20 protein-coding genes, 2 tRNA genes, 3 pseudogenes and 1 riboswitch are annotated in these 26,331 nt (G+C 56.6%); of the genes and pseudogenes, 13 read left to right on the top strand and 12 right to left on the bottom strand.

From position 1 onward, the window contains the following. The 8 genes and pseudogenes from AU14_RS02495 to thiB all read right to left on the bottom strand — a co-directional run bounded on the left by AU14_RS02495 (window position 1) and on the right by thiB (window position 5,177). Window positions 1–831: an ABC transporter ATP-binding protein gene (locus AU14_RS02495; protein ID WP_041338631.1), complete on the bottom strand. Its 831-nt coding sequence runs from the start codon at window positions 829–831 to the stop codon at window positions 1–3. 3 nt (window positions 832–834) lie between these two features. Then, window positions 835–1,926 (bottom strand): annotated as a pseudogene (locus tag AU14_RS02490) (MlaE family ABC transporter permease). A gap of 110 nt (window positions 1,927–2,036) precedes the next feature. Continuing rightward, window positions 2,037–2,198, bottom strand: a complete 162-nt coding sequence (locus AU14_RS20380) for a P-loop NTPase family protein (RefSeq protein WP_236744326.1) — start codon at window positions 2,196–2,198, stop codon at window positions 2,037–2,039. 36 nt (window positions 2,199–2,234) lie between these two features. Beyond that, window positions 2,235–2,650 (bottom strand): annotated as a pseudogene (locus AU14_RS02485) (ATP-binding cassette domain-containing protein); the annotation flags it as partial. Continuing rightward, entirely contained in the window at window positions 2,643–3,254 is a 612-nt protein-coding gene (locus AU14_RS20375) for an ABC transporter permease subunit (protein WP_236744325.1), read from the bottom strand. The pseudogene AU14_RS02485 and the gene AU14_RS20375, both read right to left, overlap by 8 nt. Further along, on the bottom strand, window positions 3,236–3,670 hold the full coding sequence (locus tag AU14_RS20370) for a hypothetical protein (RefSeq protein ID WP_236744324.1): 435 nt from the start codon (window positions 3,668–3,670) through the stop codon (window positions 3,236–3,238). Before AU14_RS20370 ends, AU14_RS20375 begins: the two co-directional genes overlap by 19 nt. Next, window positions 3,633–4,322 (bottom strand): ABC transporter permease family protein, encoded by a 690-nt coding sequence (locus tag AU14_RS20365; RefSeq protein WP_236744323.1) that lies wholly within the window; start codon window positions 4,320–4,322, stop codon window positions 3,633–3,635. Before AU14_RS20365 ends, AU14_RS20370 begins: the two co-directional genes overlap by 38 nt. A 15-nt stretch (window positions 4,323–4,337) precedes the next feature. After that, window positions 4,338–5,177, bottom strand: a complete 840-nt coding sequence (thiB, locus tag AU14_RS02475; RefSeq protein ID WP_236744322.1) for a thiamine ABC transporter substrate binding subunit — start codon at window positions 5,175–5,177, stop codon at window positions 4,338–4,340. 217 nt (window positions 5,178–5,394) lie between these two features. Next, window positions 5,395–5,493, bottom strand: a riboswitch (TPP riboswitch). Between the two features lie 153 nt (window positions 5,494–5,646). On the opposite strand from thiB, the gene AU14_RS02470 reads away from it, so the two are divergent. The 12 genes and pseudogenes from AU14_RS02470 to AU14_RS22560 all read left to right on the top strand — a co-directional run bounded on the left by AU14_RS02470 (window position 5,647) and on the right by AU14_RS22560 (window position 22,674). Beyond that, window positions 5,647–5,722, top strand: a tRNA-Gly gene (locus tag AU14_RS02470). Between the two features lie 66 nt (window positions 5,723–5,788). Then, window positions 5,789–5,862: transfer RNA gene (locus AU14_RS02465), tRNA-Cys, on the top strand. Window positions 5,863–6,030: 168 nt separating this feature from the next. Then, window positions 6,031–7,746, top strand: coding sequence for an NADH-ubiquinone oxidoreductase-F iron-sulfur binding region domain-containing protein (locus AU14_RS02460; protein ID WP_041338628.1), 1,716 nt, complete (start codon window positions 6,031–6,033; stop codon window positions 7,744–7,746). Between the two features lie 11 nt (window positions 7,747–7,757). Continuing rightward, window positions 7,758–10,628 carry a formate dehydrogenase subunit alpha gene (gene fdhF, locus AU14_RS02455; RefSeq protein ID WP_041338625.1) on the top strand — a complete coding sequence of 957 codons (2,871 nt, stop codon included), beginning with the start codon at window positions 7,758–7,760 and terminating at the stop codon, window positions 10,626–10,628. A 115-nt stretch (window positions 10,629–10,743) separates the two neighbouring features. Beyond that, window positions 10,744–11,865, top strand: coding sequence for a metallophosphoesterase family protein (locus AU14_RS02450; RefSeq protein ID WP_041338623.1), 1,122 nt, complete (start codon window positions 10,744–10,746; stop codon window positions 11,863–11,865). Continuing rightward, window positions 11,862–14,499: pseudogene (locus tag AU14_RS02445) on the top strand (AAA family ATPase). The gene AU14_RS02450 and the pseudogene AU14_RS02445 overlap by 4 nt, the downstream one beginning before the upstream one ends. Before the next feature lie 108 nt (window positions 14,500–14,607). After that, entirely contained in the window at window positions 14,608–14,955 is a 348-nt protein-coding gene (locus AU14_RS02440; protein WP_041338620.1) for a nucleotide pyrophosphohydrolase, read from the top strand. Between the two features lie 9 nt (window positions 14,956–14,964). Continuing rightward, a complete protein-coding gene (locus tag AU14_RS02435) occupies window positions 14,965–17,349 on the top strand; it encodes a DNA/RNA helicase domain-containing protein (protein ID WP_041338618.1) in 2,385 nt (794 codons plus the stop codon). 140 nt (window positions 17,350–17,489) lie between these two features. After that, a complete protein-coding gene (locus tag AU14_RS20360; RefSeq protein ID WP_236744321.1) occupies window positions 17,490–17,864 on the top strand; it encodes a class I SAM-dependent methyltransferase in 375 nt (124 codons plus the stop codon). Window positions 17,865–17,884: 20 nt separating this feature from the next. Next, complete coding sequence (locus AU14_RS02430) at window positions 17,885–21,337, top strand: DUF3427 domain-containing protein (protein WP_236744320.1); 3,453 nt, start codon at window positions 17,885–17,887, stop codon at window positions 21,335–21,337. An 84-nt stretch (window positions 21,338–21,421) separates the two neighbouring features. Then, entirely contained in the window at window positions 21,422–22,282 is an 861-nt protein-coding gene (locus AU14_RS02425; protein WP_269079090.1) for an oxidoreductase, read from the top strand. Beyond that, the gene (locus AU14_RS22560) at window positions 22,282–22,674 is read left to right on the top strand and encodes a hypothetical protein (RefSeq protein ID WP_269079089.1); all 393 of its coding nucleotides are present in this window, start codon (window positions 22,282–22,284) and stop codon (window positions 22,672–22,674) included. Before AU14_RS02425 ends, AU14_RS22560 begins: the two co-directional genes overlap by 1 nt. Before the next feature lie 24 nt (window positions 22,675–22,698). Here AU14_RS22560 and AU14_RS02420 read toward each other — a convergent pair whose 3' ends face one another. From AU14_RS02420 to AU14_RS02405, 4 genes are all read right to left on the bottom strand, one after another. Continuing rightward, window positions 22,699–23,217: a hypothetical protein gene (locus tag AU14_RS02420; protein WP_041338615.1), complete on the bottom strand. Its 519-nt coding sequence runs from the start codon at window positions 23,215–23,217 to the stop codon at window positions 22,699–22,701. Between the two features lie 84 nt (window positions 23,218–23,301). Beyond that, the gene (locus AU14_RS02415; RefSeq protein ID WP_041338612.1) at window positions 23,302–24,120 is read right to left on the bottom strand and encodes an SDR family NAD(P)-dependent oxidoreductase; all 819 of its coding nucleotides are present in this window, start codon (window positions 24,118–24,120) and stop codon (window positions 23,302–23,304) included. A 35-nt stretch (window positions 24,121–24,155) separates the two neighbouring features. Next, window positions 24,156–24,515, bottom strand: coding sequence for a hypothetical protein (locus AU14_RS02410; RefSeq protein WP_041338609.1), 360 nt, complete (start codon window positions 24,513–24,515; stop codon window positions 24,156–24,158). An 89-nt stretch (window positions 24,516–24,604) separates the two neighbouring features. After that, window positions 24,605–25,138, bottom strand: coding sequence for a CIA30 family protein (locus tag AU14_RS02405; RefSeq protein WP_041338605.1), 534 nt, complete (start codon window positions 25,136–25,138; stop codon window positions 24,605–24,607). 141 nt (window positions 25,139–25,279) lie between these two features. Between AU14_RS02405 and AU14_RS02400 the strand changes: the two genes are divergently transcribed. Then, window positions 25,280–26,062 (top strand): hypothetical protein, encoded by a 783-nt coding sequence (locus AU14_RS02400; protein WP_041338602.1) that lies wholly within the window; start codon window positions 25,280–25,282, stop codon window positions 26,060–26,062. Window positions 26,063–26,331 lie beyond the last annotated feature (269 nt).

Below are 26,331 nucleotides of genomic sequence, written 5' to 3'. Positions count from 1 at the left end.
CTACTCCTGTGGCCTCAGTGTGTTTGCCCCGGTGGCGCTGCTCGCAGCGCGCCCACGCGGGCCGTTAAAATAGTCCTGAATCCAGGGATCGTCGATGGTGGCAACACGTTCCAACCGGTCGGCAACCAGAACCCGTTTCTTTGCCAATACCGCAATGCGATCGCAGGTGGCGTAAAGCGTGTCCAGGTCGTGGGTGACCAGGAACACCGTAAAACCGAGCGCGTCCCGCAAGGTCAGGATCAGGCGATCAAACGCGGCGGCGCCAATGGGGTCGAGGCCCGCGGTCGGTTCATCCAGAAACAGAATTTCCGGATCCAGCGCCAGCGCCCGTGCCAGGGCCGCCCGCTTAACCATGCCACCCGAAAGCTCTGCCGGGTATTTCAGTGCAGCTTCCGGCGGCAATCCGGTCAGCGCCAGCTTCACCCGGGCCAGGTGCTCTGCGTCTGGCCTGCTCAGACCGGCATGCTCAATCAGTGGCACTGCCACGTTTTCCTGCAAGTTTAATGACGAAAACAGCGCTCCGCCCTGAAACAGCACGCCAAGCCGCTGTTCTATAAGAGAGCGATCGCCGGCCGAGAGCTCCTGGAGATCCTGCCCAAACACCCGAATGTGTCCCGACGTGGGTCGGTTCAGGCCAACAATGGTTCGCAGTAATACCGTTTTACCGGTACCGGATCCACCGACCACGCCAAGGATTTCCCCGGTCATTACGTCGAGGTCCAGGTTTTCATGAATCACCTGGCTGCCAAACCGGTTGCAGAGTTCGCGAACCTGAATCACGGTCTGGCTCTGTAGGTCAGGATGGGGGGCAAGTTGATGGTGTTTAGGCATGGCCTACACCCCCATTTCCATGAAGAACAGGGCCGCAATCGAATCGATCAGAATCACCATGAAGATCGACTGAACCACACTCGAGGTGGTGTGCTCGCCAACCGATTGCGCACTGCCACTGACTTTAAACCCCTCCAGGCAGCCGATAACGGCAATCAGAAAGGCAAAAATCGGCGCTTGGAAAGCCCGACCAGGTAGTGTCTGAGCTCAACGCTACGCTCGACAATCGCTATGAACTGCGGCGGGTAGATGTCCAGCACCAGGGCGCACACCGTGGCGCCACCTGCCATGCCGGCAATCATGCCGACAAACGCCAGAATGGGCAGGCTGATCATCATCGCCAATACCCGTGGGATCACCAGCAGTTCAATGGGGTTCAGGCCCAGAGTCCGGATGGCATCCAGTTCCTGGTTAACCTTCATAGCGCCTATGTGCGCGGTAAACGCACTGGCGGTGCGGCCAGCCAGCAGAATAGCCGCGAGTAATACGCCAAACTCCCGCAGGAAGGAAAACGCCACCAGGTTGACCGTATAAATAGTTGCACCGAAGCTCTCAAGCACCGTTGCCCCAAGAAAGGCGACCACGGCACCCACCAGGAAGGTGAGCAGTGCCACGATGGGCAGGGCGTTCAGGCCGGTTTCCTGGATTGCGGCGACGAAGGGCGTCACACGCCATCGCCAGGGCCGTAGAAGTACCGAAAACAGGACGGCAAGGGTCTGCCCGATGAACGTTGAGTGCCTTGAGCAATTGATAGATGCCATCGGTGCGCTGACCGGTTTCGGCCAGGAATCGGGTGATCACGGGGATGGCAGGCGGTTCTGGCTCGGGGCGGTTTATCAGGGCGTCGCACACGGCGCAGAGCAGTGCCGATCGCGCGGCAGGAAGTGCATCGGGTTCGGACGCCAGGGCGTGCAGGCGCTCAGGGCCGAGCAGGGTTATCAGCTGGGACGCTCCCGCGGTATCGAGACGTTCCAGATGAGAAAGATCTACGTCCTTAAATGCCTGAGCTGACGCCTCGGCAACGGTTTGCTGAAGCAGGGGGTAATTTTGTAGCGTCCAGTCGCCACGGATCTGCAATGAAGTGTCAGTGACAATAGCTTCGCCAGGCGACGAAGCGTTCGCCGCGAAAACCGACCCTCTCTTGCTCGCGGTGCTGGTCACGTTGGACGACAATCCATTGATTGTTTTGTTGGTTAATCACAAGCTTAGAGGTTCCATCGGCTATCCGCCAGCACTTGCCGGTCCTCTTCATCGTGGCTAGCCAGGACTATGGTGATGCCCTGGGTTTTGTGTTCCACCAGCATTGCCCGAAGCGTATTTCGGGTATCCTCATCCAGCCCGGTCAAGGGCTCGTCGAGTAGCAGCAAAGGTTGGTTCCGCAGCAGTGCCCGCAGCAAGGCCACTCTCTGGCGCTGCCCGCCCGACAGGCCGATGGCATCCGCTCGCCATACCCGGCAAGACCAACCCGCGTCAGTCCCTCTTGTATCGCCTGCTTCTGTTCTCGGGACAGCTTCATGCCGGGGTGAATGCCAAGGCCAATATTGGTCTGCACATCCAGGTGCTCAAACAGGTTGTGTTCCTGGAATACGCTGGTCATAGGCCGTTGCCACGGCGCGAGCTGATCAACGTTTTGTCCTTGCCAGGTGATTGTGCCGGCAGCGGGTGAAAGAAATCCGGCGAGCAGTCCCAGCAGGGTGGATTTGCCAGACCCGCTGGGGCCGTCGATGGCAATGCACTGGCCTGGACTAACTTGGAAATCAAAGCACCAGGTACGGTCATTCGACGGGTAAGTGAAGGTCAGGTTGCGAACCTCAAGCATCCGAGGTCTCCAGTTGATTTGGCTTTGGGACCTGAAGCCCCTGTGACTTTGTGGGTGGTCTCCCCACCAAATTGAACAGACCGAACAAGGCTAGTAACACCATCATTAACCAAAGCCCGGTGCCGGCCGCCGCGTTGATCTGATAGCTGCCTAGTTGCTGGTATAGCAGCACCGGCAGTGTCGGATTGCCGGGTGATCCAAACAGCGCAATCACGCCGAAATCGCCAAGTGACAACCCAGTGCCGTAGGCAAGCCCGAGGGCCAGGGGGCGCCTGAGCCTCGGCCAGTGTAACCAGCGCCAGCGATACCAGCCTCGGATGCCTAGCTGGTCTGCCAGGCGGATACTCGCCGGGTCCAGGTTGCGGAGCGGTCCGCGGAGGAGCTGCATGACAAAGGGCAGGGCCATCATGGCATTGATAAGAGCGACCAAGGCCAGCCCTTCGCTGGCGATACCGAGTTTTGGCCGCAGCAACAGAAACAGACCGGTGGCCAGCACCAGCGGAGGAATGATCAGCGGTAGATAGGCGGAAGTCTCAAGCAGCCGCGAAATAGGCGTGTTGGTGTTGCCCGGTTTAGCCCCGAGTATCAGCAGTGACGTGACCACCGAGACCACACCGGCGGGCAGGGCAATGCCGAGGCTGAGTGCAGTTGCTTCAAGAGTTGCAGGCCCTGATTCGCAAAGCCGGACGGCATCAGCGCATCGGCCAGCCCTGGCAAGCCTCGGGTCAGTACGGCGAGCAGAGGGAGGGTCAGAAACAGTACAAACGCCGCAAGCAGGGCGCTATCCAGCAGTTTCCTGACGCCTTGTGCATCAGGACGGGCATGGCTAATGAAAAGTTGTCGATCGGGTACCAGGGCGGTGTTCAGCCCCTTGCGCAACACCAGCCACCAGAGCGTTCCGCAAATTAGCAGCTGTATCAGTGCCAACAATGCCGCCCGGCCAGCATCAAATTCGAAGCGCAGCGCCTGGTAAATGGCGACTTCAATAGTGGAAGTCGCCGGCCCGCCACCCAAGGTCATGACAATGGCGAAACTGGTGAAGCAGAGAGTGAATACCAAGGCCACGATCCCGGGTAAAACCGGCCGGATACTGGGCCATTCCAGGCTGCGCCAGAGCCAAAAGGATCCAAGGCCCAGTTGGCTGGCAATGCGGCGCTGTTGATGGAGCGCTTTCCAAGGCTTGCAGCAAAATGCGCGCAGCCAGAGGGGCATTGAAGAAAACATGGGCCAGCACAATGCCGTTGAGTCCATACAGGTTCCAGCTCAAGGACGGCAGCCACTCTTGAATCGCAACGGTCAGCCAGCCTTGCCGACCATACATACTGACCAGCCCGGACACGGCAACGATGGTAGGTACCACCAGGCTGAGCTCCATCAGCCTTAACAGCAGGGCGCGCCCGACAAAGTTCCGGTGGCGGTCCAGTGCTCGGGCAATGGGAAGGGCGAGCAAGACACTGATAGAGACCGACAGGAGCGCCTGCCAGAGTGTGAACAGCACCACGCTGCGCAGATACCGGCTAGCCCACAAGTCGCCTATGTCCAATGCCGGCGCCTGCCAGAACAAGGCCCCAGCACCACTGACTGTCAGCAAGACAATCGCCAGCGCAAACAGGCAACCTGGCCAGTGTTGCCAGCCCGGTTGACTGAGAGGGGCGCGAGTAAGCTTAGACATAAACTTCTGGCCCGGTTATCGGGTCATGGCGTTCAGCCATTCGTCCAGCCAGGCGCGCCGATTTTCGGCCACTTCCGCGGGCTCAAAGTACCGGGTTTCGCTTGGAGTGATCAGTTTATTGAAGACATCGGGCAATTCAGGGCCAAGGTTGATGGCCGGATACATCGCGTTCTTCAGGGGGATGTGACGCTGGAACTCGTCGGTCAGCATAAACTGCAGAAACTCTCGGCCCAGCTCTTTCTGATCAGAGGAATCTACCAGAGCAGCTACTTCCACTTGCAGGTAGTGCCCCTCGGCAAAATTCGCCGCCTGATAACGGTCGGTTTTATCGATCGCCATGTGATAGGCGGGCGAGGTGCTGTAGGACAAGATCATCGGTGCTTCGCCATTCATGAACAGCGAAAAGTAGCCATCGCTCCAGCTCTTGGTGGTGGTCAGAATCTTGTCCTTGAGCTGTGTCCATTTCTCTGGCGCCTGGTCTCCGTAGACATGGCGCAGCCACAATAAAAGTCCCAGACCCGGGGTGCTGGTGCGCGGGTCCTGGACGATGATCTTCAAATCATCCGGCGCAGCAATCAATTCTTCCAGGCTGGCTGGCGGATTGGGCAATTGCTCAGTGTCGTAGACAAACGCAAAATAGCCCCAGTCGAAGGGCACGAACAGGTCGTCGGCCCAGTCAATGGGCAGGTTTAGAGAACTGGTGTCAATCTGATGGGCAGCCAGAAATCCGGCCTTTCGGGCAGTATCCATTGTGCCGGTATCCAGTCCCAGAACCACGTCCGCCTCACTGCTATCGCCTTCAAGGCGAAGCCGCTGGAGGATGTCGCCGCCGCTTTCCAGAACCACGAAGTTCACGCGGCAGCTGCATTGCTCCTCAAACGCGGCTTTTACGGCAGGGCCGGGGCCAGTCTGAGGCAAAGGAAGAATAGGTATAAACAGTCAGTTCGCTGGCCGCCTGAGCTGCGGCAGTTAGCGGCAGAAGCAGGGCAAGCAGTAAGCGTGCAGCAGGTAAGTGCATGGTTGTAGATTCCTCCGGGAAAACTGGGGGAGCAACCATGGCGCGGGCCACCAACCTTGGTGAGCACTCAATCCCTTCGCCGGCATAATCCGGATCAGGTTCCGCGGGTCTGGTCTCAGCCCTGTGTCTAGGAGGGCACCCCGTTGAGTTGGCCGAAGTATATCATGCTGCTATTTGGTCTGTCTGAAGCCGGGCATTCTGACGGAAGGCGGCTAAAAATTGTCCAGAAATCATTATAAAACAAAAAGTTGAAAAAAGAGGTTGACGGAATCGGCCGAATCCGTAGAATACGCCCTCGTTGACCAAGCGGGAATAGCTCAGTTGGTAGAGCACAACCTTGCCAAGGTTGGGGTCGCGAGTTCGAATCTCGTTTCCCGCTCCAGTTAACACAGTCTCTCAATGCCCACCTGAGAGCATGAAAGTCCTCCTCCTATACGGACTTTTACCCGGCGCGGTGGCAGAGTGGTTATGCAGCGGACTGCAACTCCGTGTACGCCGGTTCGATTCCGACCCGCGCCTCCATTTTTACCCCCTCTTATCAAGATTCAAGCTCCAAGCCAGATTCGTCTCGCTGTGCAGCTAATTCCCGATCTTCTGGTGCCTCGACACACTGCTATGCTTCAATGACTTGTAAACTGCCAGACCAGCAGAAAATGCTGTCTGTTGTGCTTCGGTGCGTGGTCGAAAATAATGAAAACAGACGAACAGAAGGTCAAACGCCGGCGTTCCGGCCTTCGTGGCCGACAACTGGAACCGTCGGTACTGTCAGCGCTGCGGCACCTGATCGGTGACGAACGTACTGATTCGTCGTTGCGCCACCGCGATCGACTGATCGAGCACCTGCATGTACTTCAGGATGCCGAGGGCTACCTCTCCATGCCCCGTCTCCGGGCCCTCTCTTCATTCATGAACCTGCCCATGGCCGCCATTTATGAAACGGCCACGTTTTATGCCCATTTCGATGTTGTTCATGACGAGCAATCGCCACCACCGGCAATAACACTTCGGGTATGCGACTCGCTTTCGTGCCAACTGGCGGGAGCAGGCGCACTGCATGAGGCACTGGCTGATGGGACTGACCCGAGCCAGGTGCGTGTGGTCCACGCGCCCTGTATGGGGCGCTGTGATACACCACCCGTGGTGGCCGTGGGGCAACATCATGTATGCAACGCCACTGCCCAGGCGGTTGGCGCGGCAGTGGAACAAAAGCAGGTTCAACCCGACGACATCCACTGGCAGAAGCTGGCGGATTATCGGTCCGCGGGTGGTTATCAGTTGCTGAAGGATTGCCGCGACGGCCGGGTTGCGGTCGAGTCCCTTGCGGAAGAACTTGAGCAGGCCGGCTTGCGCGGCCTCGGCGGCGCGGGTTTCCCCACCTATCGCAAATGGCAGGCCGTGAGAGCCGAACCCGGGCCACGCTACGCGGTGATCAATGCCGACGAGGGGGAACCGGGTACGTTCAAGGATCGCTATTACCTGGAACGCGAACCCCATGTTTTTCTGGAAGGTGCGCTGGTTAGCGCCTGGGCGGTTGAGGCGAAGGCCCTCTACATATATCTGCGGGATGAATATCCCTGCCTGCACCGTGTGCTGCAAGAGGCCATAGCCGAGCTGGAATCAGCCGGAATCGTTGAGCGGGGCTTCGTAATTTTGCGCCGTGGCGCGGGCGCCTATATCTGCGGCGAAGAATCCGCCCTGATCGAGTCTCTGGAGGGCAAACCCGGCAAACCACGCCATCGCCCGCCGTTTGTGGCCCAGAAGGGATTGTTTAACCAGCCCACCCTGGTTAACAACGTCGAGACCGTTTACTGGATTCCGCGCATTCACGCCCAGGGCGCCGACTGGTTCGCCAGCCAGGGGCGGCATGGTCGCAAGGGGCTTCGTAGCTTTTCGGTGTCCGGCCGGGTCGCGCGGCCTGGGGTTCATCTCGCACCCGCAGGCATCACCCTCAATGAATTGATCGAGGAGTATTGCGGCGGCATGGCCGAAGGTCATCGCCTGCTGGCCTATCTGCCCGGTGGGGCGTCCGGCGGCATACTGCCGGCCAACAAAGCGGACATCCCGCTTGATTTCGACACTCTCCAGGAGCACGGCTGCTTCATCGGCTCCGCTGCCGTGATCGTTCTGTCTGATCAGGACGATTTGCAGGCTGCGGCAGCCAACCTGTTGGGCTTCTTTGCGGATGAATCCTGCGGCCAGTGCACGCCTTGTCGTATGGGCACCGAGAAAATGCTTACCTTGCTGGAGCGCAATACCTGGGATGAGCAGACGCTCCAACAGTTGGCCAGAGTGATGGCGGATGCGTCCATCTGCGGTCTCGGCCAGGCCGCACCCAATCCTGTGCTGAGTCTGCTGCGAGACTTCCGCAGCGAACTTGCCAGCAGCAACCTGATCGCGAAAGGTTAGGGGAGGCAGCCATGGACGGTGCAACCACCAGTTTTACCCTGACCCTGGACGATATCGAGGTTCAGGCCTTCCCCGGCGAAACCCTATGGCAGGTAGCCAAGCGCGCAGGCGAGACCATCCCGCACTTGTGCTTCAAAGACGCCCCTGGGTATCGAGCGGATGGCAATTGTCGTGCCTGCATGGTGGAAGTGGAGGGTGAGCGGGTGCTCGCTGCAAGCTGTATCCGCGAGGCATTGCCCGGCATGGTAGTGCGAAGCGCAGGCTCCTCACGTGTTCAGGCGGCCCGGAAAAGCGTGCTTGAATTACTGCTGGCCGATCAGCCTGAGCGAGGGGAGAGCCCGGACCGGTCCAGCCATCTGTGGCGTACGGCGGATCAACTGGCCATTGATGCCAGTGAAGTGCGCCGTCGTATCCCGGCTCATTCAGAGCGCAACGTGCCTACGGTTCACCATGTTGAGCCACGCTCTGATTCACTGGCCCACGCCCGTGGCCATGACGCTACTCACTCTGCCATGAACGTGAATCTGGACGCCTGCATCACCTGCGGCCTGTGCGAGCGCGCCTGCCGCGAAGTGCAGGGCAACGATGTCATCGGCCTGGCGCATCGCGGTGCCGCCTCCAAAGTGGTCTTCGATTTCGATGATCCCATGGGCGACAGCACCTGCGTTGCCTGTGGCGAATGCGTGCAGGCCTGCCCGACGGGCGCGCTCATGCCCGCCACCCTCATTGATGCCCAGGGCTGCGGAGACTCCGCCACGGCCGATCGCACTGTGGACTCTGTTTGCCCCTATTGCGGGGTGGGCTGCCAACTGACCTATCACGTGAAAGACGAACCCGCGCCTGCCGAATCAGAAACAGGCGAGCAACGAGGACGCATCCTGTTTGTTGAAGGCAAAGACGGCCCGTCAAACCAGGGCCGCCTATGCGTGAAAGGCCGTTTCGGCTTCGATTATCCGTCTCACCCGGCAAGGCTCACCCGTCCGCTGATTCGACGAGAGGGCGTCCCCAAGGGGCTCGACCCCGACTTTGATCCCGCCAACCCGTTAACGCACTTTCGAGAGGCAAGCTGGGACGAAGCGCTGGATCTTGCTGCAAGTGGACTGACTAAACTTAAAGCCCAACACGGTCCAGATGCGCTCGCCGGCTTCGGCAGCGCCAAGTGCTCCAACGAAGAAGCCTGGCTGTTCCAGAAGCTCGTGCGCACCGGTTTCGGTTCCAATCACGTTGACCATTGCACGCGGCTTTGCCACGCCAGCTCCGTGGCCGCGTTGATGGAGTGCCTGGGTTCTGGCGCCGTGACCGCTTCCTTCATGCAGGCGCTTGAGGCGGATGTGGTCATCCTCACCGGCTGCAACCCGGCGGTAAACCACCCGGTGGCCGCCACCTACTTCAAACAGGCGGCACGAAATGGCACCAAACTGATCATCATCGACCCCCGGGGCCAGGCGCTGGATGCCTATGCCTGGCGCAGCCTGCGCTTCTCGCCGGGTGGCGACGTGTCGCTCTTCAACGCCATGCTCAATGTGATTATCAGCGAGGGGCTTGTCGACAAGGATTACATCGATACCCACACCGAAGGCTTCGAGGCGTTGGCAGCGAGTGTCGAAGGTATGACCCCGGAAGTGATGAGCCCGGTCTGCGGCGTGGCGCCCGACACCATTCGTGAAGTGGCCCGAGCCTATGCGGGTGCGGAGCGCGCGATGATTTTCTGGGGCATGGGCATCTCCCAACATGTGCACGGCACCGACAACGCCCGATGCCTGATTTCCCTGGCGCTCACATGCGGCCACACCGGCCGGCCCGGTACCGGCCTGCACCCATTGCGGGGGCAGAACAACGTGCAGGGTGCCTCCGATGCCGGTTTGATTCCCATGGTGCTGCCCGATTACCAACCGGTCGGTGATGCGCAGTTGCGCGCCGCCTTCGAAGAACTCTGGAACACCGAGCTGGACCCGGAGCCGGGCCTCACCGTTGTAGAGATTATGGACGCCATCAAGGCGGGCACCATCAAGGGCATGTACATCCTCGGGGAAAACCCCGCGATGTCCGATCCGGACCTGACCCACGCCCGGGCCGCGCTCGCTGCCCTGGAACACCTGGTGGTTCAGGACCTGTTTGTCACAGAGACCGCCCAGTTTGCCGACGTTATCCTGCCTGCCGCAGCCTGGTCGGAAAAGTCTGGCACCGTTACCAACACCAACCGCCAGGTGCAAATGGGCCGTGCCGCATTACCGCCGCCGGGAGAGGCAAAGCCCGACTGGTGGGTTATTCAGGAAATCGCCCGGCGTTTCGGGCTGGCCTGGAACTACGTCGGCCCCGAGCAAGTGTTTGAAGAGATGAAGCAGGGCATGCATTCACTCGATCATATCTCCTGGTCTCGCCTGGAGCGCGAAGGGTCCGTAACCTATCCATGCCCCGCGGATGGCGCCCCAGGCCAGGACGTTGTCTTCTCCGATGCCTTCCCGCGCGCAGGAGGCCGTGCCAGGTTCTCACCGGCCAGCCCGCTGCCACCGGATGAGCCGGTGGATGGGGCCTATCCCATTGTGCTGACCACCGGGCGTTTGCTTGAACACTGGCATACGGGTGCCATGACCCGTCGCAGCCGGGTGCTGGATGAGCGGGAACCCGAAGCTGCAGCCTATCTGGCACCAGCGGAGCTGGATCGCATAGGCGTAACCTCGGGTAATGACATTCAAATTACCACCCGCCGCGGCACCATCACCCTGACAGCGCGGGTCGATCAGACCATGCCGGAGGGCATGGTGTTCGTTCCCTTCGCCTTTGTTGAGGCGGCGGCGAACTTACTCACCAATCCGGCACTGGATCCGTTCGGAAAGATCCCGGAGTTCAAGTATGCAGCCTGCAGGCTGAGCCCGGCGTAGCTTCCCTAGCAAACAAGCTCCTTTCGAACGCCGTTCATTGCCCTACCGCATCTGTAAAACAGGCGCGAGTAGTTTAGAATAACGCCAAAATTTCCAGATCTTTCAGGTAGATAAAATGCCTAAGTTTTTACATACGGCAGACTGGCAGATGGGCCGGGCCTTTACCCGTTTCGAGACCGAAGACGGTGCGGCCCTGGTCGAGGCTCGGTTCGAGGCCATTGAAACGCTTGCCCAACTGGCCAATGAGCATCAGTGCGATGCGGTATTGGTCGCCGGCGACGTCTTCGATGCCCAAACGGTTTCCGATCGCACTATCAGGAGGGTATTCAACGCCACGAAAGCGTTTACCGGCCCCTGGGTCATGCTGCCAGGCAACCACGACGCCGCCTTGGCAGAGAGCGTGTGGACACGAGCGGAACGCCTTGGTGCAGTGCCGGAGAATGTACATCTGGCGCTTCAGCCCGGCGTGATTGATCTGGAACCCCAGGGCCTCAGCATTCTCTGCGCGCCGTTGACCCAACGCCATACCTACGGCGACCTGACCGAGCCATTCAGCAGCTACGAAACACCGGAAGGTTTTCTCAGAGTCGGCTTGGCCCATGGCAGTGTACAGGGCCTGCTGCCGGACGAGATTGATTCAACCAATCCGATTGCACCAGACCGGGCGAAAGCCAGCAGGGTCGATTACCTCGCCCTGGGCGACTGGCACGGCACCAAACAGATTGATGAACGCACCTGGTACAGCGGCACCCCCGAGCCAGAACGCTTTAAGAATAACGAAGCCGGCAATGCCCTGATCGTTGAAGTGCCCGAGGCAGGTGCAACGCCGACAGTCACCCGAGTTCCAACGGGGCGGTATCAGTGGGACCAGTGGCGGGAAACCCTGGCTGTGCAGTCTGATCTTGAGCAGTTGCTGGAGCGTTTGAACGCCTTGCCCGACTCCGCTGTTGTCGATCTGCGCCTTGAAGGCTCGGTAACCCTGGCCGGCGAGGAGACGCTGTTGAAGGCCTTGTCGGTCGCTGAAGCCAGATTCCGCAGCCTTCGTTGCGAACGCAGCGGGCTTCAGCTTGCGCCAACGGACGACGACATTGCGGCCCTGAAAGCCGATGGTTATGTGGGCGAGGTGGTTGAGAGTCTGCGTGAACAGCAGGAAGGCGCGCAGGATGACGCCGCCCGTGACGCGCTGGCCATTCTGGCGGGCTTGCTCAGAGAGCGGGAACAGGAGGCCAGCCAATGAAACTGCAGCGAATGCGTATTGAACAGCTGCGCCAGTTCCGCAAACCCTTCGTTCTGGACAACCTGCAACCCGGCCTCAACCTGATTCACGGCCCAAATGAGTCCGGCAAAAGCACCCTAGTACGCGCCATCCGTGCGGCGTTTTTCGAGCGCTACCGTTCAACGGCCGTAGACGACCTGCGCCCGTGGGGCGACTCTGCCGCTGCGCCCACCATTGAGCTGGAGTTTGAGCAGGACGACCGAACCTGGCGACTCACCAAAAGCTTTCTCCAGCGCAAACGCTGCGACCTGGCTGTGGGCACCGAGACCTACAGTGAAGACGACGCCGAAGAAAAGCTGGCTGAATTGCTGGGCTACCAGTACCCAAAACGTGGCGCCAGCAAAGCTGAACACTGGGGCATACCGGGACTGCTGTGGGTGGAGCAGGGCACCGGGCAGGACATCGAACAGGCCATAGAGCATGCCGGTGATCATCTGAAGTCTGCCCTGAATTCCATGGTGGGAGAGGTGGCCAGTTCTGGGGGCGACGACCTGATCGAGACGGTCCGCAGCCAACGAGACACCCTGCTGACCGGCACCGGCAAGCCCCGGGGCGATTACCTGAAACTGGAAAAAGACCGCACCCAATATGAACTCGAAACTGAAGAGCTGAAGGAGCGGGTGCATAAATACCAGGAGCAGGTCGACCGGCTTGGCAAACTGGCGCAGGACTATGATCAGGCCGAGGCCGAGCGCCCATGGGAAGACGCCCAGCGCCAGCTGGAGGAGGCCCGCGCACGTTATCAGCAGGTTGAGCGCCTGGAGCAGCAACAGAACCAGGAGAAAGCCACGCTCAGCCAGCTACAGCAAAACCACCGCCTGTTGCAGCAGAACAAGGAACACCTGGAAGGCTCAGTCGCCAGCTTGAGAGCCGAAAGGCAGAACTGGATCGTGCCGAGCGCGACCTTTCCGTGGCAGAAGCACAAACGCCCGTGGTCACAGGCCGTTTAACCGAAGCCAGAATCGCCTATGAGCAAGCCGAAAAGCAACGCAAACTGGCGGGTTTACTGCAAACCCGGGAGCGGCTTGAGCAGGATGTCCGCCGGCTTGAACAGCAAAAACAGGTGCTGACCCAGAACCTTGCCAAGGCAAAGGAATACCACCAGCAGTTGGAGCAAGCCAGGCAGCAGGCCCGGGAAAATCGTATCGATTCAGCGTTGGTCAAGAAACTGCGAGCAACGGGGAACCAGCTGAACGAAGAGACTATTCGCTCACGGACCATCGCCACCCGATTGAACTGGCAGTTGGATGCTGGCGCCTCACTGACGCTGAACGAAGAATCGCTTACCGGACAAGGTGAGCAACAGCTTCTGGAAGAATCGACCCTGGTGATTCCGGGCGTTGGCACCTTGGGCATCACGCCAGGCGGGGAAGAGCTGGCCAGCACCCGGAGGAAGCTAAAAGCCCTTGAGGAAGATCTGGACGAACAGCTGAAGACTCTTGGCGTGGAATCCGTGGAACAGGCGGAGGATCGTCTTTCTGCCTTTGAAAGTGCTGGACGAGCTGTGAAGCATGCCGACGAGCTGTTTAAATCTCTGGCGCCGGCAGGCCTTGAGCAACTTGCCGCGGACCAGAGCGAGGCGGAGGGCGAGCTGGAGAAAGCCAAAAAACAACTGGAAGCCACTCCCAAACCGGATTCGCAAGAGAATGTGCCGGCCCCGGAAGAAGCGGAGGCGGCGTTCGCCCGAGCTGGCACCGCACTGGACAAAGCCGAATCCGATGAGCGCGCGCATCAGTCCAGTCTGTCTGCGCTAAAACAGGCTCGTGACAACGCCCAAACCGAATGGCAGCGGCTGGCGGATGAAGAAAAGAGCCCGGAACGGCAACAGCAACTCCGCCAGATAACCACCGACTTGGCGAACCTCGAAAAACAGCAGGCCGAACTGGAAGCCAGCCTCGAACGTCGGGAACGGGAAATCCGCGATGCCCGCCCTGAGTTTCTCCGGCAGGATATCGAACGCTACCAGAATGCGGTCAATCAGCTGCGCCAGACCCAGGAGAACCGGGGCCGCGAACTCCGGGATATCAAAGTCAGGCTGGAGGCCTGGGGCGCGGAAGGCTGGAAGAACAGCTCAACGAGAAAGAGGCGGAGTACGATCAGTGCAATCGCCGCTATCAGGAATTGCACCGCCGCGCCCAGGCACTGGACCTGTTGCTGACCCTGCTCACCGAAAAGCGCCAGGCCCTGACGCGCCGTCTGCAGGCGCCGCTGCAAAAGCACCTGAACCACTACCTTTCAGTGCTGTTTCCGGAAGCGTCGCTGGAAGTCGACGAACAGCTACGCCCGGGCACCTTCAGCCGGGGCAGCGAACTGGGGCAGATCACTGAACTGAGCTTTGGCGCCCGGGAACAGATGGGCCTCATCAGCCGCCTGGCCTATGCCGATCTGCTGCGGGAAGCAGGAAGGCCAACGCTGGTCATCCTGGACGACACCCTGGTGCACAGTGACAGCGATCGCCTGGAAGACATGAAACGCATCCTGTTCGATGCGGCCAGCCGGCATCAGATATTGCTGTTTACCTGCCATCCGGAGAAGTGGCAGGACCTCGGGGTCCCGCCTGTGGATATTCAGGCATCGAAGGAGCTGAGCGCTTAGCTGGTGTGTTCATGATGGATTATGTGGACCGGTGCACTTGAGTTTGGTTAATGTGCAAATAGATCGAAAGCAAATGGTTTTGTCACGAGAAAGGGGAGTTTAGCCAAAATGGATTCGCTTGAAGAGTTGCGCCTGAAATTGAAGCAATTTGCTGAAGAACGCGATTGGCGCCAGTTCCACTCACCGAAAAACCTGACCATGGCTCTTTGTGGTGAGGCGGGTGAGTTGTCGGAGCAATTCCAGTGGCTTAGCGAAGACGACTCGAAAAACCTCAGCGAAAAACGTTTGGCAGCAGTGAAAGACGAAATTGCGGACATTCAGCTGTACCTTGTTCTCTTGGCAGATTCTTTGGGCGTCGATATTGCTGAAGAATCCGCCCGAAAAATAGAGGCAAATGCGCTCAAATATCCTGTTGCCAAAGCTAAAGGCAGATCCAATAAATATAACGAACTGTAGGGGTTATTCGTGATCGTCTATTCGGCTTCCAAGGCGGAATTTGTTGAGCATGTGAAGTTCAATCAGATTGAGAAAGTTATCGAGGAAGAAGTCTGGAGGAAGCTCAAACGACGAACCCCAAAATCTGAAATTGCGTCCTGGAAAAATTCGCTTCAATACATGTTTAACGCGCTGCTGGATCAGGGCATACCCCCGTCGGCCGGTGTTGCCATTGAATATACGATTCCGCTGACCAGTCGCAGAGTGGATTTTATCCTGACGGGCAAAGATGCAGCGCGCAATGACACCGCAATCATCGTTGAACTAAAGCAGTGGTCCGAAGCAGAAGTTACGGATAAAGACGCAATCGTTCGAACATTCCTGAACGGGTCCATCCGTGAAGTTAACCATCCTTCCTATCAAGCCTGGTCATACTCAGCACTGATTGAAGACTATAACGAAACGGTCCGGGAAGAACGGATTGACCTTCAACCATGCGCCTATCTGCACAACATGGATAGTGGAGTGGCTATCAACGACTCCCGTTATCAAGAGCATACCGACAGGGCGCCGGTGTTTATTTCGAGCGATGCGAAAAAGTTGTCGGATTTCCTCAGGCGAAATATCCGCTATGGCGACAGCGACAACATCATGTACCGAATTGAACATGGTGTAATCAAACCGTCAAAAGGACTCGCTGACAGCCTTGCTTCGATGCTTCGCGGAAACAGGGAATTCATTTTGCTAGATGAGCAAAAACTGGTTTACGAGACCGCGCTGGATCTAGCGGAAAAAGGGCGCAAAAATCCAAAGCAGACTTTCATTGTAAAGGGTGGCCCGGGCACGGGGAAATCGGTCGTCGCAATTAACCTTATCGTTGAAGCAACCAATAGAGAGATGCTGACTCAGTTTGTCAGCAAGAATGCCGCGCCGCGGGAAGTCTTCAAAGCCCGCCTGACAGGCACTATGCGCAAAACCCACATCGATAACCTGTTTCGCGGTTCTGGTGGTTATACCGAAACTGAGAACAACTTTTTTGATTTATTGGTCGTTGATGAGGCCCACAGGCTAAACGAGAAGTCTGGCCTGTACGGGAATCTCGGTGAGAACCAGATAAAAGAACTGATCAATAGCGCCCGAACCTCTGTTTTTTTTATTGATGAAGACCAGCGCGTGACTCTTTCGGATATCGGCACGGTGGAAGAGATCCGGCATTTTGCCAAGCAATTGGGTTCAGAAGTCACTGTCTTGGAGCTGAGCTCACAATTTCGTTGCAACGGTTCTGATGGCTATCTGGCATGGATTGATCATGTCCTGCAGATCAGGGAAACAGCCAATATAAGTCTGGACGGCATCGACTATGATTTTCGGGTCTTTGACGACCCTAACGAGCTGCGGAATGTTATTGAACAGAAAAATCGCCGGGCCAATAAAGCGCGGTTGGTGGCAGGGTATTGCTGGGACTGGAACAGCAAGAAGGATCCAGCCAGGTTTGATATTGAGCTCCCTGAGCATGATTTCAGAGCAAGGTGGAATCTCGACAAGCACGGCTCAAAATGGCTGATTGCCGAGGACTCTATCAGTGAGATTGGCTGTATCCATACATGCCAAGGCTTAGAGCTCGACTATGTAGGCGTGATTATCGGAGATGATTTAGTAATCCGAGATGGAGTTGCTGTCACAAACGCCGGCGCTCGCTCAAAGTCTGATCGTTCTGTGCGTGGCTACAAGAAGAGGCTGAAAGAGGATCGAGAGAGCGCCCTCGCGGATGCTGACATGATCATCAAGAACACTTATCGGACGTTGATGACGCGGGGTATGAAAGGGTGTTACATCTACTCTGCAGATGCAGAAACCAGAGAACACTTTCGTAGCTTTTCAGAGACCCAGATAACGGAACAAAGGAATGATGTTTCCGCTATGCAAGTCCCGTACGAGGTAGTTAATTACGAATCAGCACTTCCTTATGAAGGCTTTGTGCCCCTCTACGACCTACAGGCGGTGGCCGGCGAATTCAGTGAATTTCAGTCTCCCGTTGAAGATTTTGAGTGGGTGAAATTGCCCGAGCATTTTGCCACGAGACCAGGCCAGTTTGTCGCTCAGGTTATTGGTGAGTCCATGAACAAGCGGATTCCGAACGGCGCATGGTGCCTCTTTAGTGCCAACCCTGGAGGAACGCGAAATGGCAAGATAGTCCTAGTGCAACATCGGGCTATTGAAGACCCTGATAACGGCAGTTGCCTCACCATTAAACTGTATCGCAGTGAAAAAACGATGTCCGGCGATGAACTCGTTAACGAAAAAGTCATCTTGATGCCGGTTACTAGCGCTCATGGTTATCGAGATATCGTGATTGAAGACGATGATCTTCACGACTTGAGGGTCGTTGGAGAGTTTGTTGCGGTGTTGGCCTGAGACCAGTGATTCAAAAAACACTCCTGTATCTTGAAGGGAAGTTCTGGAGTAGATCTCCCGAGTTTGTTGGCGACGACCTGTCCGCCTGGTAGCCTGGTCTAGATCGACTTCAGGCTAATTAGTCGCAAGGGAACTATTCAATGCAGGATACGCTGAGCTATTACGACAGTAATGCCGACGACTTTGTGGAGTCTACTTTTGAGGTCAGCATGGAAGACCTTTACCGAGAGTTCTTGCCACAAGTTCCCGAAGGTGGACACATTCTGGATGCGGGCTGTGGTTCTGGTCGAGATGCTTTGTACTTCAAACAGAATGGCTACCGCGTTTCTGCTTTCGATGGCTCAAAAGCCATCACCTCTCTTGCCCGCCAAAAGACCGGGTTGCCAATTCAGCACAGGTCTTTTTCAGACGTTCAAGAATCCATTACGTATGACGGCATCTGGCTTGTGCCAGCCTTTTGCATTTGCCTCTCGCTGAAGTACCCAGAGCTATTGAACGGTTATGGAATGCCCTGAAACCGGATGGCGTTTTCTACATGAGTTTCAAGGTTGGCCAGGGGGAACGTGACCACAATGGCCGGCACTTTACTGACGCTGACGAGTCGATTGCCGAGCAGTGGATTCAGGACCTGACAGACTATGAAGCTTGCCAGATGTGGCGCACTGATGATCAGCGTCCTGATAGGGATGAGCAGTGGTTGAACATTCTTCTGACCAAGGCGCCGGCTTCCCACGAAAAGCTGACGACGGGCGGGAAAGAACATCATTTCTTACCCAAGCTTTGCCAGGCAATTAAAGCTGCTGATCAGGTAGATATGGCGGTAGCTTTTGTTAAAACCACCGGCCTAAATCTATTGTTCCCGGATTTGGTGAGCGCGCTGCAGCGAACTCCTGATCCGACTCGTATCCGCATTCTCACCAGTGATTATTTGGACATTACCGACACAGAGGCCCTTCGAAAGCTTGTTCTGTTGCATGACCATGGCGCTCAGGTGCGTGTCTATCAAAGCAAAGGGAGTAGCTTTCATTTGAAAGCTTACTTGTTCGCTGGCCATGTTGAGAATCAGCAAATGTGGGGCAGGGCGTTCATCGGCTCTAGCAATATCAGCCGACAAGCGCTGCAGGACGGGTTGGAATGGAATTATCAGGTGGATTTCCCGCCCGACTCTGGGTACCTCGAGGCTGCCAGCAGGTTCGATGAACTGTTTCAGCACCCAAATGTTGTGCCGCTCACAGACAACTGGATTGATGAGTACGAGAAAAGGAGGAAACCACCAGAACAGTCATTGGAACCGGGCAGTGACGAGAAGCAGGAAGTTCCAAAACCTAATGAAGTGCAACAGGAAGCGCTAGAGTCACTGGAACTGACCCGCGTAGAAGGTTACCGCAGAGGTTTGGTCGTGTTAGCAACGGGCTTAGGTAAAACCTGGCTATCTGCGTTTGATGCCGTTCAAATGGGTGCGCGTCGGATTCTTTTTGTCGCCCACCGCGAAGAAATTCTTTATCAGGCGGCTGAAACCTACTTGCGGATCAAGCCGAATAGCCGTGTTGGCTTTTTCATGGGTAAGCAGCGAGATCGGACGGTGGATATCCTTTGTGCTTCGGTACAGACACTCGGCAAAGAAACCCATCTGGAACGATTCGACCCACGCCATTTCGATTACATCGTTGTCGATGAATTCCACCATGCCGCCGCGCCTGTCTATCATCGGCTTCTGAATTATTTCGCGCCCCAGTTTCTGCTGGGTTTAACGGCGACGCCAGATCGCACGGACCGCTCCGATATCTTGTCGTTATGCGATGACAACCTGGTATTCGAGTATCCGTTGTTCGAGGGTGTCAAGGGACAATTCCTGGTGCCGTTTCACTACTATGGCATCTACGACGAGACTGTCGATTACACCGAGATCCCCTGGCGTAACGGAAAGTTCGATCCCAATCTGCTCGCGAATAAGCTGGCTACATACGGACGTGCCAAACACGTGCTTAGGGTATGGGGCGAGCAGAAGCAAAGCAGGACTTTGGCGTTTTGTGTTTCGCGGGCTCATGCCGATTTCATGGCAGACCAATTCTCTAGAAAGGGCGTAAGGTCTGCAGCCGTCCACGGTGAATCAGAGATGTCCCGTGGCGAGGCTTTGGAGAAGTTGGAGAACGGTCAGCTCGAAGTGATTTTTTCCGTTGATCTGTTCAACGAGGGTGTCGATCTGCCCGCTATTGATACGGTGCTGCTCTTGCGCCCAACGGAATCCAAGATCCTTTTCCTCCAGCAGATCGGTCGGGGCCTACGGAAAAGCGCGGCCACTGGCAAAGACAAGCTGGTGATTCTGGATTTTGTTGGGAACCACCAGAGTTTCCTGCACAAACCTCAGGCGCTTATTGGCCAGGCAATGAATCACCGACAGTTAGCGGAGTTTGCCAGGAAAGCTGAAAAGAACCAGCTGGACCTGCCAGACGGATGCTTTATCAATTACGATCTGGCGGTGATCGACTTCCTTAAGGGCCTTGATCATCAGGGCGCTGAAAAAGACTATCAGGTATTGAAAGATACGTTGGGTCGTCGCCCAACCCTCACAGAGTACTACCGTTTCGGTGCCAGTATCGCCAAGACTCGCAAATTGCACGGAAGCTGGTTTGGATTGGTTCGGGATATGGAGGATCTCACTAAGATTAAGGCAGAACTATTGTCCCGCTACGAGACGTTTCTGCTGGAAGTTGAAACGACGGCCATGAGTAAATCGTTCAAAATGATATTGCTGGACGCGTTCCAGCAGTTAGGCGGATGGCGTAGTCCACCAAAGCTCTCAAAACTGGCCCAAACATCCTGGGAGACACTGAAACGCCGTCCCAGGCTTTATCAAGAAATTGCTACTTCAGTGAAAGACGCGGATGGTTCCTCGGCGCAATGGCAGCAATACTGGAAGAAGAACCCAGTCGATCATTGGACCAATAAGTCGCCAGCTGTTTTTGAGATCGAGAACGATCAATTTAAGCCTGTTATTGGGCTGGAAGGTGCGCAGATACCGCCTTTCGAGGAGATGGTGCAGGAGTTAATTGATTACCGTCTGGCTTCCTACGAAGCACGCGAGTCTTCTAAGCTAGTGCAGTCTTCGTCTGAAAATGTAGTCCCGATCACTCCTTCTGGAACGGAGTTGCCTTACTTTCCATCCTTGAAGATCGCTTGTGGCCACTTTAGAAGCAGTAACGCTGAAGAACCGGAGTACAGGTCCATCGGATTGGGGCGTGGGCGAATAGAGCCAACTCGGCATTTCATTGCTAGAGCATCGGGTAACTCTATGAATGGCGGCAAGCAGCCGATCCAAGATGGGGATTATCTATTGCTTGAGCAAATGAACCCTGGTCAGGCCGGGTCCATCACAGACAATACGCTCGCTATTGAGCGGCTCGATGAGACTGGTGACACCCAGTATCTTCTGCGGACAGTTCGTAAATCCCCGGTCGGTGAATATGTTCTCGAAGCCGCTAACTCGGAGTATGAAGACATTATTGTCACGCCAGAGCTTCTCGAACAGTTTCGAACGTTCGCACGCTTTTGTGAGGTTATCGATCCATTGGAAATGGCTCTCGGACAGGAAATCCCGAGAGAGGAGATTCCGGAGCTATTCGGAGCGACTTTTAATCCTGGCAATTGGCAAAGTGGCCATGTCTTCCTGAAAGATGCCAATGCACATGTTTTGCTTGTGACGTTAAACAAGCAGGGTAAGGGCGTCGAGCATCGGTATGTCGATCATTGGATTGATGAGCAAACATTTCATTGGCAGAGTCAGAACTCAACCACGCCCCAAAACAAACGCGGTCGGGAACTGATCGAACACAGAAAGCTGGGACTCTCAGTGCACCTATTTGTCCGCGATAATAAGCTGCGTAATGGTAAAGCGGCGCCCTTTACCTATTTCGGCCCCGTCGAGTATCAAAGCCATGAAGGAAGCGGCCCAATGAGCGTAATTTTCAGACTAAATTCGACGGATTAAGACTACCGTGCCCCAATCGCCCCTCGCCCAACCCCTGAAACTCCCCTGCGGAGCAGTACTGCCCAACCGCATTGCCAAGCTGCCATGACCGAAGGGCTAGCAGACGATCAGCTCCACGCCACCCACCGCCATGAAACCCTGTATCGGCGTTGGTCCGATGGCGGGGCGGGGCTGTTGATTACCGGCAACGTGATGATTGATCACCGGGTGTTGGAGCGGCCGGGTAACGTGGCGATTGATCCGGTGCCTGAGGATGGAGAGCCGGAGGGTATGGCGCAGTTGCGTGCCTGGGCGGAAGCAGGCACACGTAACGGCAATCACTTGTGGATGCAGATCTCCCATGCCGGTCGCCAGTCGCCGCGTTACGTTACTACGCGCCCAATGGGGCCATCGGCGGTGCAGTTATCGCTGATGGGCAACTACGCCCGCCCACGGGCACTCACGGAGCCAGAGATACTCGATTTTATCCAGCGCTTTGCCAACGTGGCGCGGATCGCGAAAGATGCGGGCTTCACTGGCGTTCAGGTGCATGGGGCTCATGGGTATCTGTTGTCGTCTTTTCTGTCGCCGGTCACCAACCAGCGCACTGATCGCTGGGGTGGGTCGCTGGAGAATCGCGCCCGCTTCCTGCTCGAGGTGGTGCGGGCGACGCGCGCTGCCGTGGGGCCGGAATTTCCGGTAGCGGTAAAGCTGAATTCCGACGATTTCCGCAAGGGCGGGTTTACGCTTGATGAGTCTGTGAGCGTGGTGCGCTGGCTCAATGAGGAGGGTGTTGATCTGCTGGAGGTGTCCGGCGGCACCTACGAGCAGCCGCGGCTGCTCGGGTACAGCGGTGATGCCGACACGGCGAGCGATGGCCCGGCCATGCGGGAAAGCACTCGCAAGCGGGAGCTTACTTCCTGGATTACGCCCAAACGATTCGAGAGGTGTGCGATTGCCCGCTGATGGTTACCGGTGGATTCCGCACGCGCACGTTTATGGAAGAGGCGATTGCCAGCGGCGAAACCGACGTAATTGGCCTTGGCCGACCGCTTTGCACGGATCCCGATACACCCAGGGATTTGCTTGACGCGCGCATTGATAAAACCGTTTGCCACGAAGATCACGTGAAGCTCGCGCAGCGGGGATTTTTCTCGCCGGTCAGTCCGCTGATGCCGCTTAAAATCATCAACGTATTGGGCGGTCAGGCCTGGTATTACCAGCAGATTTTTAGGCTGGCGGATGACCAGGCAGTGGATCCGGAGTTGAGCATCCTCAAGGCGGTTGGTGCCTTTGTGAAGGATGAGTTCAGCCGGTCCAGGGCGGTAAAAAAGGCGCGTCGCGGGCGTGCGGGTTAAAGTATTTGAGTTTGGGCCTGGCGTTCAGTGGTAGGGTCGCGAGGGTGCAGAACCCATGATTCGCTCCCGGACCCAGACACGCGCCTGGTCAGCCGGTATCGACTCAATGGCAAAGCTCAGGGCCGACCAGACCAGCGCCAGCATTACCTTCTGAAGGGGAATCCTGCCGTCTGCCGGCACGATCTGGTCATCAGTCAGGATAGAGCTGATTTCCTGGATGAGCGCCGAGGCCAGCGGGTGATTGTTCGACGGCTCCTGCCGGGGGAGGTAGTCTGGGGACACGGATTCGAAGTAGATGGTGTCGGCCGCGCGGGCGCATTCTGTGCGGTATGGCTCGTGGGATGTTGTGTCGATGATTCCACACAGGGTGTCGCAAAGCACAAGGGTAACGTCCAGGCCAGACAACGGATTCGCTGTGACCGTTTTTAGCCGGTTGCGCTGGCGAAACTGTTCGATCCGTTTCGATATGCACAGGCCGTAGCGGGCGATATCGTCGACCATGTCAACGCCACTGTCATCGAAAGGTTTGGATATCAGGCTCATAAGATCGCTGTTTGTCTGCTCGTAACTCCTAGAGAAGATTTTACGAGCAAAAGAATGAATAGTTCTCAACCGTCAGAACGGGCCTTACTTAAAAAGCGCTCGTTGCACAGAGTGGGGCATAAATCGGGTGATAAAGGTGGCCATGTAGGTTTGTGGCGTGACCAGATATCGTGGCTTGGGTCGCGCCGCTTCCGCAGCCCGGAAGATCTTATTGGCCACGTCCGAGGCACTCGCTGTGAACGGCTTTATTTTCGCGCCGGGGGCAAGCGCGGCTTCCATTGCTTTGTACTTCTCCTGATGAATTGCGCTTCCCCGGTCAATCACCGGTTTTAAAGCGGCCAGGGCGTGTTCTCTGAACCGGGTGACCACCGGCCCCGGAAGCACCAGTGAGACGCTTTCCAGGCTTTCGCTGCCCTGCTCATCAAACCAAAAGCTGTCGTGAGCCGCGTTCATTGCGGCCTTCGCGGCGCAGTAGGTGCCTTTCATTTTCTGGGGGGCGATGGATAGAACAGAGCTAACCGCAATGACCCGCAAGAGTATGCCGTGTTGTTCGCAGAGTCTCAGGCAGACGGTAGCCAGCTTGATGGGGCCGAATACGTGGGTGCTGAACTGCTTTTGCCACATGGATTCGGAAAGGTCTCGAAGCGCGCCGAATTGGCCGTAACCGGAGTTGTTGACCAGAATAACCCGCTCGGCGCTCGCGATTTCGGTGTCCAGAGCGCCCGCAAGCCCTTCAATCTGCTCAAAGGATTCGAGATCCAGCGCCAGCTCCAGATCGGCTGACTCGACGCCGGTTGGCTGTCGGGACAGGGCGATCACTCTATAGCCTTTCCGGGCAAAAAGGGCGCAGGCTTCACGGCCAATGCCGGCGCTGGCACCGGTTACTAGAGCTAGTTTCGTCACTTACTGGTCCACCTATCGAACGGTATTGCCCTGAATTAGCATGCCGTTGCCTTTGATCGCACCATTCTGCCGCAACACCATGGATGGCCCGTCAATACTGACTTCGTAGCAAGTTGCTCGTCGCCGTAGGCAAAACACATTTTGCCCTCCTGAGTGGTCCATTTCCCTTCGTAGTCTTTGCCGTAGATGGTGCCATCGGGTGCATAGTATTCATTGAACCCCGAGTTTGGGGAGCTCATGCTGCCTTGGTAAGAGTGGTCGCTAACCGCGGCCGAGATGGCTTCTGCACTGAGTGAATCCTCAGCCGTCGCGACACCTGAAGCGAGCAGTGCCGCTGAGGTGAGAGCGGCGATCAAGGTTGTCTGGAGGCCGTTCGCTTTCTGATTTTTATCCATCGTTCTGATTCCTTTGGCTTTGTGGGCAAATCGGTTCACGAGTTAGGGAGTACGTGGAGTGGTCAAGCAAAGATCAGCCACAACTGGTTCTAAAAAAGAGCCCAGTCCTGCATCCTCAGGTGAAACTCACCAACCTGGCGCCCAGACACAAACAGGCTCACTGACGCCAGCTGGCGGATGTCCAGTGGCTCCGCATCCGTCACGGTTCGGCCTCGCCAGGTCGGTACGAAGTCGCTGAAGGGAAGCTGTATGCGGCACCATTGGTCCACATCTGGTGTAAAGCTCTGCTGGTAGACGATGCTGCGCCGATTGGTGCTGTTGCGAAGTCCGATCTTGTAAGTTTTACCATCACCGCGGGCGACTAATTCGATGCCTGTGTAACCGGAAGCATCCGCGGGGGGCTGAAGGTCAGATTTAGCAGAGGCAAAGCCGCCGCCGTTATCCAATCGAACCGTGCCATGAAAGTGGCCGACGCCTTCCTCAGAGCAAACAACCTTACCATCAGATTGCCCGCCCATGACTTGATCGCCGAGGGATTCCCACTCAAGGTGATTCTTCTCGCCGTCGAAAGTGACCAGCGTGGGGCCTTGGCTGGAGTGGCTGGTACAGTGGGTTTCTTTCATGGGTTTACCTTACAGTGCTTTCTCGAGGTCCAGGCCAGCATTCTGAATCAAAAACAGCCGATACAGTAAGCGCCTGATAGCGTTACACTAACTCTTAAACATACGTTCTAAAACACACTTCAGAGTAATTGTGGTGACCTGTTGAACGACTACCTAAAAAAAATCCTGCGCGGTCTGCCGATCAACTATGAATCGTTCGTGAAAAAGCTCCCGGAGGCGTTTCGCCGCCGTCACAGGGAGATGTTTGCAACAGAGAAAGTCGGGGCCAATCGGTGGATGGTCACGGTGCGGGATGAAACCGGTTTCGCGGAGCTGCAGAATGTCGCGGAGGTTCCGGTAAGCCGGGTAGATGCCGCCAAAAAAGGTGACTCCCATCGCCACGGTACTGAGGTAAGTTTTCTGCTGGTTTACCATCAGGGGCTGACATCCAGCCGCCCGGATGTGGTCGTTGTAGGCAACGAATCTGTTGATATCGGTTTTCGCCGGGGACGTTCGGTACTGGTGGTGGAGAACGAGCGTAATTTCTTCCAATACTCACAGATGCTGAACTTTGTCAGTGAGGCACTGGGCAACCGCGTGACGTTGGCGGAGTGTGATGTGGTATTGGGCGGTGGCAACCGGATTACCCGGGGCGCGATTCTCGAGTGGTTGAAGGGTTACGAAGAAGTATTCTGCGCATTCGATTATGATGCTGGTGGCCTGCAAATGTATTCGACGATGACCGCGTTTATCGGCGATAAAACCAGTTTTGTGCAGCCACCTGACTGGCAGCCCTGGCTATACCGGTTTCACAAAATACCGGACAGCACTGAACGCTTCACAAAGGCAGTTTCCCTGGCGGAGAGGCTGGGATTTACATCCCTAAAAGAGGCCTTCCGGGCAACCGGAAAATTCATGGAACAGGAGATGATTCTGGATGAGTGACTCCCAGGGGAGCCCAGGCAATTTCAATTTTGGTATTCGCCGTCTGGTATTGGTGGATTCCGCCGGCTTCTGTTACGTGGAAATTCCGGTGGACAACCATGGCCTGATCCTTGGCCCGGGCAATCTGGGCAAGTCCAGCCTTTTAAACAGCCTGCGTCTGTTCCTGCTGCCGGAAAACAACTTCAAGAACAGCCGCAAGAAATTTGCGTTCCGCAACGCCAGTGCCGGCAGCTTTTACACTAACGAGGAAAGCTACCAGCACTACTTTC

The sequence above is a fragment of the Marinobacter similis genome (assembly GCF_000830985.1).
Classification (GTDB): Bacteria; Pseudomonadota; Gammaproteobacteria; order Pseudomonadales; family Oleiphilaceae; genus Marinobacter; species Marinobacter similis.
Note: the sequence above shows the minus strand (reverse complement) of the source record. Positions and strands in the feature narration are given on the sequence as shown.

Bases quoted from the DNA above. Each gene is read 5' to 3' on its own strand.
- AU14_RS02495 (WP_041338631.1), bottom strand. From the start codon at position 831: ATGCCTAAACACCATCAACTTGCCCCCCATCCTGACCTACAGAGCCAG.
- AU14_RS20370 (WP_236744324.1), bottom strand. From the start codon at position 3,670: ATGACCTTGGGTGGCGGGCCGGCGACTTCCACTATTGAAGTCGCCATT.
- AU14_RS20365 (WP_236744323.1), bottom strand. From the start codon at position 4,322: ATGTCTAAGCTTACTCGCGCCCCTCTCAGTCAACCGGGCTGGCAACAC.
- AU14_RS02460 (WP_041338628.1), top strand. From the start codon at position 6,031: ATGAAAACAGACGAACAGAAGGTCAAACGCCGGCGTTCCGGCCTTCGT.
- fdhF (WP_041338625.1), top strand. From the start codon at position 7,758: ATGGACGGTGCAACCACCAGTTTTACCCTGACCCTGGACGATATCGAG.
- AU14_RS02450 (WP_041338623.1), top strand. From the start codon at position 10,744: ATGCCTAAGTTTTTACATACGGCAGACTGGCAGATGGGCCGGGCCTTT.
- AU14_RS02440 (WP_041338620.1), top strand. From the start codon at position 14,608: ATGGATTCGCTTGAAGAGTTGCGCCTGAAATTGAAGCAATTTGCTGAA.
- AU14_RS20360 (WP_236744321.1), top strand. From the start codon at position 17,490: ATGCAGGATACGCTGAGCTATTACGACAGTAATGCCGACGACTTTGTG.
- AU14_RS02430 (WP_236744320.1), top strand. From the start codon at position 17,885: ATGAGTTTCAAGGTTGGCCAGGGGGAACGTGACCACAATGGCCGGCAC.
- AU14_RS02425 (WP_269079090.1), top strand. From the start codon at position 21,422: ATGACCGAAGGGCTAGCAGACGATCAGCTCCACGCCACCCACCGCCAT.
- AU14_RS22560 (WP_269079089.1), top strand. From the start codon at position 22,282: ATGGTTACCGGTGGATTCCGCACGCGCACGTTTATGGAAGAGGCGATT.
- AU14_RS02420 (WP_041338615.1), bottom strand. From the start codon at position 23,217: ATGAGCCTGATATCCAAACCTTTCGATGACAGTGGCGTTGACATGGTC.
- AU14_RS02410 (WP_041338609.1), bottom strand. From the start codon at position 24,515: ATGGATAAAAATCAGAAAGCGAACGGCCTCCAGACAACCTTGATCGCC.
- AU14_RS02405 (WP_041338605.1), bottom strand. From the start codon at position 25,138: ATGAAAGAAACCCACTGTACCAGCCACTCCAGCCAAGGCCCCACGCTG.